Genomic DNA, 13548 nt, shown 5'->3' with positions numbered 1-13548 from the left:
TGTGGGAAGAGAGAGAGTAGATGTTGAAAGGCTTGGGTATCCATGATGGAGGCCCTCAGGGTGATGACCTACTTCAAGAGTAGTCTTCCAACACGTAATTTGGACAGCGCCTTTTTTTTCCGCGTCTATCCATTCCCATTTTTCGCATATTCCCTGCCACGCTTGCTGCTTGGCGAAGGGGCTCGCTCGTGTCACATTGTTCCGGCTTGGAAGCAACGAAGACAATACAAGGAGAAAAGGATGAAACGACTGCTATTGCCGCTGGTGCTTGGCACGGCCCTGTTCCATGGCGAGGCGTACAGCGCCGGCCATCTCTGGGCCAAGGCGCTGCCCGATTACAGTCAGGGATATGACGAGCAGCGGGACCCGGCCCGCGATCTCGCCGCCGCCACCGCCAAGGCCAGCGCCGAGGGCAAGCAGGTCCTGCTGCTGGTGGGGGGCGAGTGGTGCAGCTGGTGCCAGGAGATGAACCGCTTCTTGGACCGGGAGCCCGAGCTTGCACAGCAGTTCAACCGGACCTTCGTGGTGGTCAAGGTCAACGTCAGCGAGCAGAACAAGAACGCCCCCTTCCTCAAGGCCTATCCAGAATATCTGGGGGTGCCCCACTTCTACGTGCTGGATGCCAAAGGCAAGCTGCTCGAATCCTTCAATACCGGATTGCTGGAGAAGGGGAAGAGTTACGATGAGGCCAGGTTTGGCAAGTTTATCGGCTACTTTGAGCGCCAGGATGCTCGCAGCTGACAAGCCCAGGCCATGATGCAAACACCCCGCACTGTCGCCTGACGGTGCGGGGTGTTTGTTGTTTATCACGGGGAAGAGTCAGGCCTGCGCATCCGGCTGATTGGCGGGGGCCGCCTTGATAAAGGCCTGCAACTGCTCGCAGTTGGCGACGATGCGCGCGATGGTGGGGTAGTCGTCCAGCGTCATGTTGAAGCGGCGGGCGTTATAGACCTGGGGCACCAGCATGCAGTCCGCCAGGGTCACCTCGTTGCCCACGCAATAGACGCCGGCCGTGGTCATCAACAACTGCTCCAGGGCGGTGAAGGTTTCGTCAATCCAGTGGCGATACCAGGCATCGCGCGCCGTCTTGCCCTGCCCCAGCTCCTGCTCCAGGTAGTTCAGCACCCTCAGGTTGTTGAGGGGATGAGTGTCGCAGGCGATCATGTTGACTATCTGGCGCACCCTGGCCCGCTCCTCGGGAGCGGAGGGCATCAGGGGGTAGGCCGGATAAGTCTCGTCGAGGTACTCCATGATGGCCACCGACTGACCCAGTTGCACATCCCCGTCGATGAGAAAAGGCACCAGCCCCTGGGGATTGACCCGGCGATAGGCCTTCTCTTTCTGCTCACCCTGTCTCAGATTGACCGGGTGCTGTTCATAACCAAGTCCCTTGAGTTGCAGCACCAGACGTACGCGAAAGCTGGCCGATGAACGCCAATATCCAAACAACTGCAGCATATTATGTCCCTATGGTGGCAGGTGTGTGCCACCTGCCGTGTCGCCTGGCCGACCTTGGCCGGCCCAGGCCTTGCTAGCTCGTCTGACTGGCGCCCCCTTGCGTGACCCGTTGCAAAATGGTGCCAAACAGACTCATCCCGTTGCGATCCTGCATCGCGATGGACACTGTATCACCAAAGCGAAGAAAGGGTGTAGTGGCTTGACCTGACTCGATAATTTCCAGCATCCGCCGCTCGGCGAGGCAGGAGGATCCCCGGCTTCTGTCGTAGTTGGAGACGGTGCCCGAGCCTATGATGCAGCCAGCGCCAAGGGGTCTGGTCCTGGCCGCGTGGGCGATCAGCTCGAAGAAGTTGAAGGTCATGTCCAGCCCCGCATCCGGCTCCCCGAACAGGGCGCCGTTGAGCTGGGTCACCAGGGGCAGATGCACCTTGCCCTGCCGCCAGTCGCCGCCGAGCTCGTCCGGGGTGATGGCCACCGGCGAGAAGCTGCTGGAGGGTTTGGACTGGAAGAAGCCAAAGCCCTTGGCAAGCTCCCCGGGAATGAGGTTGCGCAGGCTCACATCGTTGACCAGCATCAGCAGCTTGACGTGCTCCTCGGCCTTCTGCGCGCTGGTGCCCATGGGCACGTCGTCGGTGATGACGGCCACCTCAGATTCAAAATCGATGCCCCACTCCTCCGACCCCATGACGATGGGGCCGCGGGGGGCGAGGAAGCTGTCGGAACCCCCCTGGTACATCAGGGGATCGTGCCAGAAGCTCGAAGGCATCTCGGCGCCGCGCGCCTTGCGCACCAGCTCCACGTGGTTGACGTAGGCGCTGCCGTCGGCCCACTGGTAGGCGCGGGGCAACGGGGAGAGGCAGGCGGTCTCATCGAAGGGGAAGGCATCGGCGCAGGCGCCGTCGTTGAGGGCCTGATAGACGGCGGTCAGCCGAGGGGCGAGATCGCTCCACTCGTCCAGCGCCCCTTGCAGGGTGGGGGCTATGTCGGCCACGGCCACCGCCCGGGTCAGATCCCGGCTGACCACCACCAGGGCGCCATCGCGCTTGCCATTGTTCAAGGTTGCCAATTTCATATCGAATTCCTTATTTGCCGGGGGTGCCGTCTGGCCGCTGCCAGCTGGACACATAGTGGGGATTCTCTATCCCCTCGCAGATCTGGCCGACTCCCAGGGCATCCCGGGTGTCGAGCATCACGGCCACCTCGTCGGTGAAGGTCTTGGCGTGGGCCTGCCCCGCCGCAAAGGCCTTGGGATGGGGACCGTGGGTGAAACCGGCGGGGTGGAAGGTGACCATGCCCCGCTCTATGTTGTCCCGGCTGAAGAAGTCCCCGGCGTGGTAGAAGAGCACCTCGTCAAAATCGTCGTTGCTGTGATAGAAGGGGACCCGCAGCGCACCGGGATCGCTCTCTATGGGGCGCGGCACGAAGGTGCAGATGACGAAGCGGCTCGCCACGAAGGTGGAGTGGGCCGAGGGCGGCAGATGGTAGCGGTGGCTCATCAGGGGGCGGATGTCCCGCCAGTTGAGGCGTACCACGCACAAGTCCCCGTGCCAGCCCTGGGCATCCAGAGGGTTGAAGGGCCAGGTGATGACAGAGACCTGATCGTGGCGCTTGACCTGCAGCGACCAGGGATCCTCGTCCTGCTGGGCCAGGAAGCGCTCGTTGATGGCGGGCACGTCAAGGGCCGCCGGATCGAAGATGGCGTGGTTGCCCACCAGCCCCTTGTCCGGTAGCTGATAACTGTCCTCGGTCGCCTCTATCATCAGGATGAACAGCGGCGCCGTCGGCTCGATGCGCCACATGGTGCCGCGGGGGATCACCACATAGTCCCCGTCCCGCAGGGTGAGATGGCCGTAGTCGCAGAAGAACTCCCCGCCCCCCTCGTGGATGAACAAGAGCTCGTCGCCGTCGGCGTTGCGCACCAGAAACGGCATTGTCTCGGTCAAGCGCCACATCCGGTAGCGGCAGTGGGGGTTGCTGAGCAGATCCGGCATCACCCAGGGGGAGAGGGAACTCACCTCCTCCTGCAGCTCATTCAAGTCGAACGCCCGCGGCCGCAGCGGCCCCTCCCAGTGGCTCCAGTTGGTGGGGGCATGCTTGTGGTGCATGTGGGTGGCGGGGCCGAAGAAGCCGGAGCGCCCGAGCTCGCGCTCGTAGATGGCCTGCTCGGGCAGATCGGCGTGGGCCTGGCGGGAGTGGGTCCCCTCCCGGTGGGGGAAACTTATCCAGTTACGCATGGCTGTGTGCCTCCCATGACATAGATACCGGCCGGCGATCGCCCATATGGTTACGCATCGCTCGGCTCTCCCTTTCTCTCGCCCTGCTCGGTCCCGCTCAGCACCCCACGACGGATCTGATCCAGTTCAATGGATTCGAACAGTGCCTGGAAGTTGCCCTCGCCGAACCCCTCGTTGCCTTTGCGCTGGATGATCTCGAAGAACACCGGGCCTATGACGGTGTCGGTGAAGATCTGCAGCAGGATGCCATCTTTCGTCGGCGAGCCGTCGATCAGGATGCGCAGCGCCTTGAGCGCCTCCAGATCCTCCTGATGCCCCTCCACCCGGCTGTTCACCTTCTCGTAGTAGGTGTCCGGGGTCGGCATAAAGCCGGTGCCGCGACCACGCAGGGTGCGGATGGTCTGGTAGATGTCGCGGGAGGCGAGCGCTATGTGCTGTATCCCCTCCCCCTTGTACTGGCGCAGGTACTCCTCTATCTGGGACTTGTCGTCGGAGGACTCGTTGATGGGGATGCGAATTTTGCCGCAGGGGGCCGTCATGGCGCGGGAATGCAGGCCGGTCAGCTTGCCTTCGATGTCGAAGTAGCGAATTTCCCGGAAGTTGCCGATCCGCTCGTAGAAGTTGGACCAGACGTCCATGTTGCCGCGATGGACGTTGTGGGTCAGGTGATCGATCTCGTAGAGCCCTGCATCCACCTCGGCCATGCGCGTCTGCCAGTCGGGGTAGAAGACGAAGTCCACGTCGTAGATGGAGCCCTGCTCGCCGTAGCGGTCGACAAAGGAGAGGGTGCTCTCGCCGATGCCGTAGATGGCGGGGATGTTGAGCTCCATGGGCCCTATCTTGCCGACGAAGGGCTTGGCCCCCTTGGCGATGGCGTACTGCTGGGCAAGGCCCGCATCCGCCACCCGAAATGCCATGCCGCAGACGCTGGGCCCGTGCAGGCTGGCGAACTGCTCCGCCTGGGAGTGAGGCTCGGCGTTGACCACAAAATTGATGTCCCCCTGGCGGTAGAGCCAGCACTGCTTGTGCTTGTGTCTTGCCACCTCGGCAAAGCCAAGAGAAACGAACAGCGCCTTGAGGGCGGCAATGCCCTTGAGATCCGGGGCCGTGTACTCGACGAATTCGAACCCATCGGTGCCGAGGGGATTGATGGTGCGAGAAGGGGAAGAAGAGGTCGTCATGATGCGCTCCTTGCGATGGACTGATAACGAAACGGGTCACGCCGGGAAGGCTCGACAGGCAGCCCGGACGGCGTTGTTAACAACTTGTTTCATTAGAGGCAGGGGCGGAGCAGAAGAGAAGAGGCGGGTTTCAGATAGTTTGGCGAGGGCCAGCGCCAAAAGATGTAAATAGATTGTGACATTGCGGCCTGAGCCTTGCGGACAGCCCCACGGCGCGCCGCCGGGCTGTCAGCTTTGCCTTACAGGTGCCAGTTTTTCACCTCGAGATGGGGCAGCTGGAGCCTGGCCTGTTGCAGCCGGCGGACGTCGGGGTTGATGAGCCAGGCCTGCTGCCCCAGCGCCAGCAGCGGCAAGTCGTGCAGGCTGTCACTCAAGGCCAGCGTCACCCTGAGGGCGCGGATCTCGGGCAGGATCTTGTGCCGGCCGTGGCAATAAAAACGCGGCACCAGGCCGCCAAGGCAATAGCCCATCCGCGAGCCTGTGATGCGATGGGGAAGCCTTGGCAGCTGTCGATGGAGCTGGGCTCGGACCAGGGCCCGGGGGCTGGCGGAGATGACCCAGCAGCGCGCCCTTTCGGCCATCAGCAGGGAGCGGGCCTCCCGAAAGAGCCCGGGCCGGGTGTGGCAATAGGCCCGCACCAGCTGGCGCCAGCCGGGCGGCGAGAGTCCCAGGGTGATGGCCCACCAGATAAGCGAGATCCCCTGACGGCGCAGGCTGGGCACCAGATACACCAGGCCACCCAGTGCGATCACCGGCAGCAGCAGCAGTGGCCAGCGGCGCCGGCGCAGGATGAAGCGCAGCAGGCCGGCGTGGCTGTCCCCGGGCGCCAGGGTGTCGTCAAAGTCGGCCAGGATCCAGCCCGCGCCGGGCGCCCCGCTGGTGCTTGTCATTCGCTCAATCCCGCGATGGCGGTGTGCAGCTCGGGCAGGAGGAACAGCTCCCCCTCATCGGGGGGGCAGACGAGGTCGAAGTCCTCCCCCGCCAGGGTAAACTGCAGGCGCCAGGCGTGCAGATAGCCGCGATCGGCGGCCGTGCCACCGTAGCGCTCGTCCCCGAGGATGGGGGCCCCCACGCTTTTCAAGGCGACCCGGATCTGGTGGGTCTTGCCGGTCCGGGGCTTGATGCGATAGAGCCGCAGCCCCTCTCGCACCGAGACAGAATCGAACCAGCTGATGGCCGGGTTCTGCTGGGTGCGAGCCAGCATCCAGCTGCCGCCACGCCCTTTCTCCATGTCCCCTTTTACCCAACCCTGCTTCTTCTTCGGCTTGCGATCGGAGAGGGCCAGATACTGCTTGCTCACCTCCCGGGCGGCAAAGGCCATGCTGAGGGTTCGGTTCGCCTCCGGGGTGCGGGCCAGCAGCACCAGCCCCGAGGTCATCTTGTCGAGGCGATGAACGGGGTAGAGTGTCAACCCGGTCTCAGTGCGCAGCCGGTTGACGAGCCCGGGCTCACCGCCCTCGTCGTGCATGCCAAGGCCGGGGCCCTTGTTGATCACCACGAAATCTTTGTGCTGCAATTGTATCCGGTACATCTATAACCCTTTAGAATGTGGATTGTTAACAAGTTGAATGCGGGCCTGCTGGCCACCCCATGGATCCTCAGCACAAGAATCACACGGATGAAGAGATACTTGTTTTGGCTGCTATTGCTTGGCGCCAGTTACGCTTTCCCTCTCCTGGCAAGTGATCGTCCCCATGAGCCTCCGGATCGAATCGTCTTGCAGCTGCGCTGGCTGCATCAACCCCAGTTCGTGGGCTATCACATGGCCAAGGCAAAGGGGTTCTATGCCGATGCCGGACTGGATGTCGAGATAAGGCCCGGCGGCAAGGGGGTAAGCCCGGTACAGGAAGTACTGAGCGGGCGCGCCGACTTTGGCGTCGGCAACACAGAAGTGCTCACCAGCTACGCCAATGGCGAACCCCTGCTGGCGCTCGCCTGCGTCTTTCAGCACTCCCCCTCCATCTTCCTGGCCCGTCGCGACAGCGGCATTCTCACCGTTGCGGACATGCGTGGCAAACGGATCATGATGTTTCCCGGCCATCAGGATGCCGAACTGCTCGCCACCCTCTACTATCAGGGGCTGCACGAACGCCAGCTCATCCCTGTGCCCACCTCGGTCAACATAGACGATCTGATCGCGGGCAAGATCGACATCTTCAACGCCTATCTCAGCAACGAGCCCTTCTACCTGGAGGAGCGCGGCGTCTCGGTCTCCGTCATCAATCCCCGCAACTACGGCATCGATTTTTACAGCGACATCCTGTTCACCACCCAGGCCGAGGAGCGCATCAACCCGGAGCGGGTGGCAAAGTTTCGGGCCGCCAGCCTCAAGGGGTGGCACTATGCCCTCGCCCACCCGGCCGAGGCCATCGACCTGCTGCGCAAGGAGTATGCCGTCAACCGCAGTCAGGCCCACATGGAGTACGAGCTGCAGATGAGCAAGGAGATGATACAGCCGCTCTATGTGGAGATCGGGTATATGAATCCGGATCGCTTCGCCCACATCATGCAGCAGCTGGTCGAGATAGGTCTGGTCCCGAGTGCCGTGCCGCTGACCCGTTTTCTCTATCAGGCCCCCTCAGCGCAGTGGATCTTCTGGCGCCCCTGGTTCTTGCTGAGCCTGGGGGTTGGCGCTCTCATCCTGCTGCTCTCCCTCTATCTGCTGGTCAGCAACAAACGGCTCAATCGGGAGGTGACCCTGCGCAAGCAGCGGGAGCAGGAGATACTGCAGCTGGCCCGTCTCGATCCCCTCACCGGCCTGCCCAATCGCCTGAACCTGATGGAACAGTTGCAGGAGCAAGTTCAACTCGATGATCCCGGCTGCCTGCTGTTTTGCGATCTCGATGACTTCAAACGCATCAATGACAACTTCGGCCACAGCCAGGGGGACGCCATCCTCTGCCAGCTGGCCAGGCGGCTCCACGATGCCATCGGCCACCAGTGCTTTTTTGCCCGGCTGGCGGGGGATGAATTCATCCTGCTGCTGCCCGGATACAGCTGTGCTCAGGCAGAGGAGGTGACCGAGGTGATCCGGCACGCCATGCAGGCCCCCTTCGTGGTCAATGGTCAGGCCATGCAGGTCGGGATCAGCATAGGGGTTAGCCACTATCAGGGTGGCTGGAGCCCGGAGCAGTGGCTGATCCAGGCGGACAGGGCCATGTATTACGACAAGAGCGGCGGCTTCATTGCGCTGGCGGAGCAATCGAGCTGACGGCGGCCCGAGGGCGCCTCAAGCCCGCCCCAACGCAATGCGCTAATGCAAGCAGGCCACCCCGGGGTGGCCTGCTTGTGTGTGCCGGGATCGAGGCAGGCATCAGCCGAAGGTCTGCCCCAGGGACTTGAGCTGGCGCGCCTTGGTGAGCAGGATGTCGCTCGAGGCATCCATGTCGTGCATCTTGTTGCTGTTGGTGTGGGAGTGCTGGGAGATGACGTTGACGTTCTGGCTGATGTCCTCCACCACCGCCTGCTGCTGCTCGGCCGCCGCCGAGATCTGGGTCGACAGATCCACCACCCTGTCTATCTCGGCCAGCACCTGGTGCAGGCTCTGTGACCCCTGCCGGGTCAGGGTCACGCAGGACTTGGTCTGCTCCAGATTCTGCTGCATCATCCCCTTCCAGCCATTCAGGGTGCGCTGGATCTGCCCTATGCTGCCCTGGATCTGCTCGGTCGCCCTGTGGGTACGGGTTGAGAGGGTACGCACCTCGTCCGCCACCACGGCGAAACCGCGCCCCTGCTCTCCCGCCCGGGCTGCCTCTATGGCGGCGTTGAGGGCCAGCAGATTGGTCTGATCCGCGATGCCCTGGATCTCGTTCATCAGCACCCCGATGCGATCCGACTCCTCCGCCAGCGCCACCGCCGCCGTGAAGGCGTGCTCGGCCTGGGTGGCCAGCTCGGTGACCCTGTGCTGGGTATCCTCCAGCTGCTGATCGGTGTGCTGGCAATGTACCTTGGCCTGGGCGATCTGGTTGTCGGTCTCCTGGATGTTGCGGGCTATCTCGTGGGCCGTCGCCGCCATTTCGGTGATGGCGGTCGCCACCTGCTGGGTCTGGATGTCCTGCTCGGCAATGTCGGCGCTCGCCTCGCTGGAGGCGGTCTTGAGATGGACCGCCAGATCCTGCAGGGAGAGGGTGGCGTCGTCCACCCGCCCGAGCACGGTGCGGATCCTGGCCTGCAGCAGCTTGATGTGGAAATCGGCGATGGCGCTGGGTTCATCCCCCGAGTAGATGAGCCGGGTCAGGCTGTCATACTCTTCGGCCAGCTGGCTCAGGTAACGGGGGGTGGTGATGAGGGTATGACGATAGAGGAGGCCGAGCCACAAGAGCGGCAGCAGCATGAACAGGGCCCCCAGGGGCCCGGTCAGATAGGCGCCCACCGCCAGCATCAACAGCAGCCCGGCGATGGCCACCCCATGGCGCACGGGGCGCAGGCTCAGGCTCGCCTTGCGATCCCCCCGCTCCACCGCCCTCAATCGCCCGTAGGTGCGGGCAGCGACGGCCTTCATTTCGGGCTCGGCGCGGCTTCGCACCGACTGATAACCGCTTATCCGCCCCTGCTCGAAGATGGGGGTGACATAGGCATCCACCCAGTAGTAACGACCATCCTTGCAGCGGTTCTTCACCATGCCGCGCCAGGGCTTGCCCTGCTTGAGCTTGCCCCAGAGATCGGCGAAGGCCGCCTTGGGCATGTCGGGATGGCGCACCATGTTGTGGTGCTGGCCTATCATCTCTGCCCTGCTGTATCCCGCCACCCGGCAGAAGTGGTCATTGGCATAAGTTATGACCCCCTGCAGATCCGTGGTGGAGACCAACTGTTCACTGGACGGAAAATCCACCTCTTCATCAACGAGATGAATCTGGGTTCTGTTCATGGCGCACGCCTCTTGTTTGATAACTCAGTTAGCGTAGTCAAGCCATGACAGCCCGGCCAATGCGGCCCCTCAGGCAGTGAGGGTGGCTGAGAGACAGTCATCTGAAGCCATGACGGCGCCCTCAGTTCTCCGCCGCCGGACGGCATTCACGCTCCCGGATCAGCTTCTTGTTCACCTTGCCGACACTGGTCTTGGGGATCTCCTGCACTATGCGGATCTGGCGCGGTATGGCCCAGCGATTGATGCGACCGCTGTCGACAAACCCCTGCAGGTGAGCCTTGATGGCCTGCGCATCCAGATGCGCCCCCTCCTTGCCGACCACCAGGGCCAGGGGACGCTCCCCCCACTGCGGGTCCGGCACCCCGATCACGGCCACCGCATGGACGGCGGCGTGAGCGCTGATGAGGCTCTCCAGCGCCAGCGAACTTATCCACTCGCCCCCTGTCTTGATCACATCCTTGATGCGATCCTTGATCTCCACGGTGCCGTCCGGGGTGATGGAGGCCATGTCCCCCGTGTGCAGCCAGCCCCCCTCCCAGAGCTCGGCCCCCTTGCCCGGCTCTTTCAGGTAGCCCTGGGCCAGCCAGGGAGCACGCACCACTATCTCCCCCATGGTCTGGCCATCGTGGGCCAGCGCCCGGCCCTGCTCGTCGATGATGCGCAAGTCCACCAGGCCGATGGGCTTGCCGGTGCGGATCCGCAGCGGCAGTTGCTGGGCCATGGGCAGCGCCAGCTCCTCGGGAGCCAGGTGCACCACGCACAGCAGCGGGCAGGTCTCCGACATGCCGTAACCGGCGTGCACCAGGATCCCCTGTCGGTGGGCCTGGGTCGCCAGTCCGAGCGGCAGCGCACTGCCCCCCAGCAGCATCTTCCAGCCCGCAAGGGAGGTCTTTGCCGCCTCCTCGCAGTCGAGGATCATCTGCAATATGGTCGGCACGCAGTGGGAGAAGCTAACCCCTTCGTCGCGATAGAGCCGCACCAGCTTGTCCGGCTCGTAACGCCCCGGATAGACCTGCTTCACCCCCAGCATGGTCGCCACATAGGGGACGCCCCAGGCATGGACGTGGAACATGGGGGTGATGGGCATGTAGACGTCGTCTGAGCAGAGCAGCGACTGGCCCGCATGGGCCGCCAGGGTGCCCAGTTCGTTGAGGGTATGCAGCACCAGCTGGCGGTGGCTGAAGTAGACCCCCTTGGGATCCCCGGTGGTGCCCGTGGTGTAGAACAGGGTTGCCACCGAATGCTCGTCAAAATCGAGGAAGTCGAAGTGGCTGTCCGCCCCGGCCAACAGGGTCTCGTACTCCCCGAGCAGGGGCAGTGCGGTGGAGGGCAGCTCCCCATCGGTCAGCCGGATATAGCCGCGCACCGTGGGCAGCTTCTCCTGAATGGAGTCCATCATGGGCAGGAAGTCGTCATGAACCAGCACCAGATGATCCTCGGCGTGGTGCATGGTGAAGGCGATCTGCTCCGGCGAGAGGCGCACGTTCACCGTGTGCAGCACGGCGCCTATCATGGGCACGGCGAAGAAGCATTCGAGGGAGCGGTGGCTGTCCCAGTCCAGCAGGGCGACCGTGTCCCCCGGCCCTATGCCCGAGGCCGTCAGCAGGTTGGCGAGGCGGTGGATACGCTGGTTGAGGGTGCGATAGTCATAGCGCAGCCGATCTGCGTAGACGATCTCCCGGCCCGGGTGCTGGCGCACTCCGGATAACAGCAGGCTCTTGATCAGCAAGGGATAAGCATGAGCTCCCTGGGCTGGCGGTATGATCCTTGTCTTCACCATACGGACTCCTTCCGATTCGTGTCTGGGCGAGGGGAGCCTGTCTCCCCTCGCCATCTGAGTTAGCGGGCGTCGAGACGCCCGAGCAAGGCCTCGGCCTGGGGCCAGGGGCCAAATCCGCTCGCCGGGTTGAGGTGTCCCACGGCCCCGGCATCCACCAGCTCGCTCCCCCAGTCCAGGGCCAGGGCACGCACGGCTTCCGGGCTCGCCAGGGGATCGTTTTGGCTCATCACCAGAAGGCTCGGGAACGGCATCTTCATGCGGGGCAGCGGGTGCCAGCCTCCGGCCTGCATGGCCTCCGGGCTCGGGTAATGGGATGGCCAGCTGGCGTCCAGATCCGGCGGCGTCACCAGCAGGGCGCCCCGGATGGGGTGACGATGGCGGGCCGCGCCCTGCTGCGCCACCCAGTGAGCCAGCATCAGCACCCCGGCGCTGTGTGCCACCAGGATCACCGGGCCCTGGATGCGCGCCAGCGCCTGCGTTATGGCCTCGACCCTGGCCCGGCAGCTCAGCTTGTCCGAGGCGAGCGGCGGCACTGTCACCACCTTCTCAAGCCGCTCGGCGAGCAGGGTCTGCCAGTGATCCGCCACATGGTCACGCAGGCCGGGCACCATCAGTACTGTGGCCTCGGGCTGAAATGCCTTCATCTCTCCTCCCCTGTTCAGGCGCTCCGGCGACGGCCGGATGACATCAGGACCACAGTAAGGTGCCAGGCTCCCGGCTGCTTTACCTTGGATGCCATGGAGTTGTCTTTATATGACAGAAGCCGGGTGACCTGAGGACCAGGGGGCGGGAGAGAGCCGGACTCGAAAGGCCATGAGGCGGGCTGGCACGCAGGGTCATCACATGGCACCTGCGACTAATAGATCAGTTAATAAGCACTTTCCAACTTGTAAATGAAATGATAAAAAACAGTTAACAACAAGCAACCGGCAGATGAGCTGTCGCCATGGAAATTGCATCATGACCCTCCTTGCCAGAGCCGCCACCCTCACCAACTATCTCGATGTCGCCCGCCAACTGGGCCTCAATACCCCCAACCTGTTGTCGCAAGCGGGCCTCAGCGCCTCCATTCTGGATGTGCCCAATCAGCGCATCCCCGTCTCCACCATAGTCAACCTGCTCGAGCTGTCCGCCCGCACCGGGAACTGCCAGAGCCTGGGTCTGCGCATGGCGGAGCATCGCCAGCTGTCGGACTTTGGCGAAATCAGCCTGCTGCTGAGCTATCAGCCCAATCTGCGCGAGGCCTTGCAGGTCATAGTGCAGTACATACACCTGTTCAATAATGCCCTGGCCATCTTCATCGAGGAGGCGGGCAAGGCGGTGATCATTCGCGAGGAGATCATCACAGACGCCCCCATGCCGTCGCGCCAGGCCACCGAGCTCGCGGTCGGCGTCATGTATCGCTTCTGTGCGGCCCAGGTCGGGGTCGGCGCCAACTGGCATCCCATCAGCGTCAACTTCACCCATGATGCACCGGCGGATCTCTCCATCCACAAGCGGCTGTTCGGCTGCAAGCTGGAGTTTGGCAGCGAGTTCAACGGCATCGTCTGCCAGGCCGCCGATCTGGATATTCCAAACCCCCTGGCCAACCAGGCCATGGCCCGCCATGCGCGCCAGTACCTCGACACCCTGCTGGTGGAGACCCAGCAATCCCTGATGACGGACGTGCGCAAGGCCATCTATCTGCTGCTGCCCATGGGGCGCGCCACCATAGAGCAGATAGCCCGCACCCTGGGGATGAACGTGCGCACCCTGCAGCGCCATCTGGAGGAGAGCGGCGTCACCTTCAGCGAGCTGGTCAACGACGTTCGCCGGGATCTGGTGATGCGCTACCTGCAAAACTCCGGCTATTCGCTGGGCCACATCGCCGACATGCTGGGTTACTCCATGCCGAGCTCCTTCACCCGCTGGTTCAGCGCCCAGTTCGGCATGCCGCCGGCCACCTGGCGCTCCCGCCACAAGGGCCTGCCCAAGGTGGCCCAGCCCGCACCCACCGGCCTCGCCTACGGCTGAACACCGGCGCCATTC

General features: G+C 63.4%; 12 protein-coding genes. 3 read left to right on the top strand and 9 right to left on the bottom strand.

Annotation, left to right across the window (positions count from 1 at the left end):
• Nucleotides 1-240 precede the first annotated feature (240 nt).
• Complete coding sequence (locus tag ACB030_RS16810) at nucleotides 241-741, top strand: thioredoxin family protein (protein ID WP_371161368.1); 501 nt, start codon at nucleotides 241-243, stop codon at nucleotides 739-741.
• Between the two features lie 78 nt (nucleotides 742-819).
• Here the strand turns inward: ACB030_RS16810 and maiA are convergent, their stop codons facing one another.
• The 6 genes from maiA to ACB030_RS16780 form a co-directional block, all read right to left on the bottom strand.
• A complete protein-coding gene (maiA, locus tag ACB030_RS16805) occupies nucleotides 820-1458 on the bottom strand; it encodes a maleylacetoacetate isomerase (RefSeq protein WP_202045994.1) in 639 nt (212 codons plus the stop codon).
• A gap of 73 nt (nucleotides 1459-1531) precedes the next feature.
• Nucleotides 1532-2530 carry a fumarylacetoacetate hydrolase family protein gene (locus ACB030_RS16800; protein ID WP_205641954.1) on the bottom strand — a complete coding sequence of 333 codons (999 nt, stop codon included), beginning with the start codon at nucleotides 2528-2530 and terminating at the stop codon, nucleotides 1532-1534.
• 10 nt (nucleotides 2531-2540) lie between these two features.
• Nucleotides 2541-3692 (bottom strand): homogentisate 1,2-dioxygenase, encoded by a 1152-nt coding sequence (locus ACB030_RS16795; protein ID WP_371161365.1) that lies wholly within the window; start codon nucleotides 3690-3692, stop codon nucleotides 2541-2543.
• A 50-nt stretch (nucleotides 3693-3742) separates the two neighbouring features.
• Entirely contained in the window at nucleotides 3743-4876 is a 1134-nt protein-coding gene (hppD, locus tag ACB030_RS16790) for a 4-hydroxyphenylpyruvate dioxygenase (protein WP_371161370.1), read from the bottom strand.
• Between the two features lie 236 nt (nucleotides 4877-5112).
• Nucleotides 5113-5763 carry an HAD family hydrolase gene (locus ACB030_RS16785; RefSeq protein ID WP_371161363.1) on the bottom strand — a complete coding sequence of 217 codons (651 nt, stop codon included), beginning with the start codon at nucleotides 5761-5763 and terminating at the stop codon, nucleotides 5113-5115.
• Nucleotides 5760-6404 (bottom strand): TIGR01621 family pseudouridine synthase, encoded by a 645-nt coding sequence (locus ACB030_RS16780; RefSeq protein ID WP_371161361.1) that lies wholly within the window; start codon nucleotides 6402-6404, stop codon nucleotides 5760-5762. The genes ACB030_RS16785 and ACB030_RS16780 overlap by 4 nt, the downstream gene beginning before the upstream one ends.
• Nucleotides 6405-6491: 87 nt before the next feature.
• Between ACB030_RS16780 and ACB030_RS16775 the strand changes: the two genes are divergently transcribed.
• Entirely contained in the window at nucleotides 6492-8084 is a 1593-nt protein-coding gene (locus ACB030_RS16775) for an ABC transporter substrate-binding protein (RefSeq protein ID WP_371161360.1), read from the top strand.
• A 102-nt stretch (nucleotides 8085-8186) separates the two neighbouring features.
• On the opposite strand, the gene ACB030_RS16770 is transcribed toward ACB030_RS16775, so the two are convergent.
• The 3 genes from ACB030_RS16770 to ACB030_RS16760 all read right to left on the bottom strand — a co-directional run bounded on the left by ACB030_RS16770 (nucleotide 8187) and on the right by ACB030_RS16760 (nucleotide 12164).
• On the bottom strand, nucleotides 8187-9740 hold the full coding sequence (locus ACB030_RS16770) for a methyl-accepting chemotaxis protein (RefSeq protein WP_371161356.1): 1554 nt from the start codon (nucleotides 9738-9740) through the stop codon (nucleotides 8187-8189).
• Nucleotides 9741-9861: 121 nt separating this feature from the next.
• Complete coding sequence (locus tag ACB030_RS16765) at nucleotides 9862-11520, bottom strand: fatty acid--CoA ligase (protein ID WP_371161354.1); 1659 nt, start codon at nucleotides 11518-11520, stop codon at nucleotides 9862-9864.
• Between the two features lie 59 nt (nucleotides 11521-11579).
• Complete coding sequence (locus ACB030_RS16760) at nucleotides 11580-12164, bottom strand: RBBP9/YdeN family alpha/beta hydrolase (RefSeq protein WP_371161352.1); 585 nt, start codon at nucleotides 12162-12164, stop codon at nucleotides 11580-11582.
• 316 nt (nucleotides 12165-12480) lie between these two features.
• On the opposite strand from ACB030_RS16760, the gene ACB030_RS16755 reads away from it, so the two are divergent.
• On the top strand, nucleotides 12481-13533 hold the full coding sequence (locus ACB030_RS16755; RefSeq protein ID WP_371161350.1) for an AraC family transcriptional regulator: 1053 nt from the start codon (nucleotides 12481-12483) through the stop codon (nucleotides 13531-13533).
• Nucleotides 13534-13548 lie beyond the last annotated feature (15 nt).

The sequence above is a fragment of the Aeromonas sp. S16(2024) genome (genome assembly GCF_041403065.1).
In the GTDB taxonomy this organism is placed as follows: Bacteria; Pseudomonadota; Gammaproteobacteria; order Enterobacterales; family Aeromonadaceae; genus Aeromonas.
The sequence above is the reverse complement of the archived record's forward strand: the minus strand, read 5'-3'. Positions and strand labels throughout refer to the sequence as shown.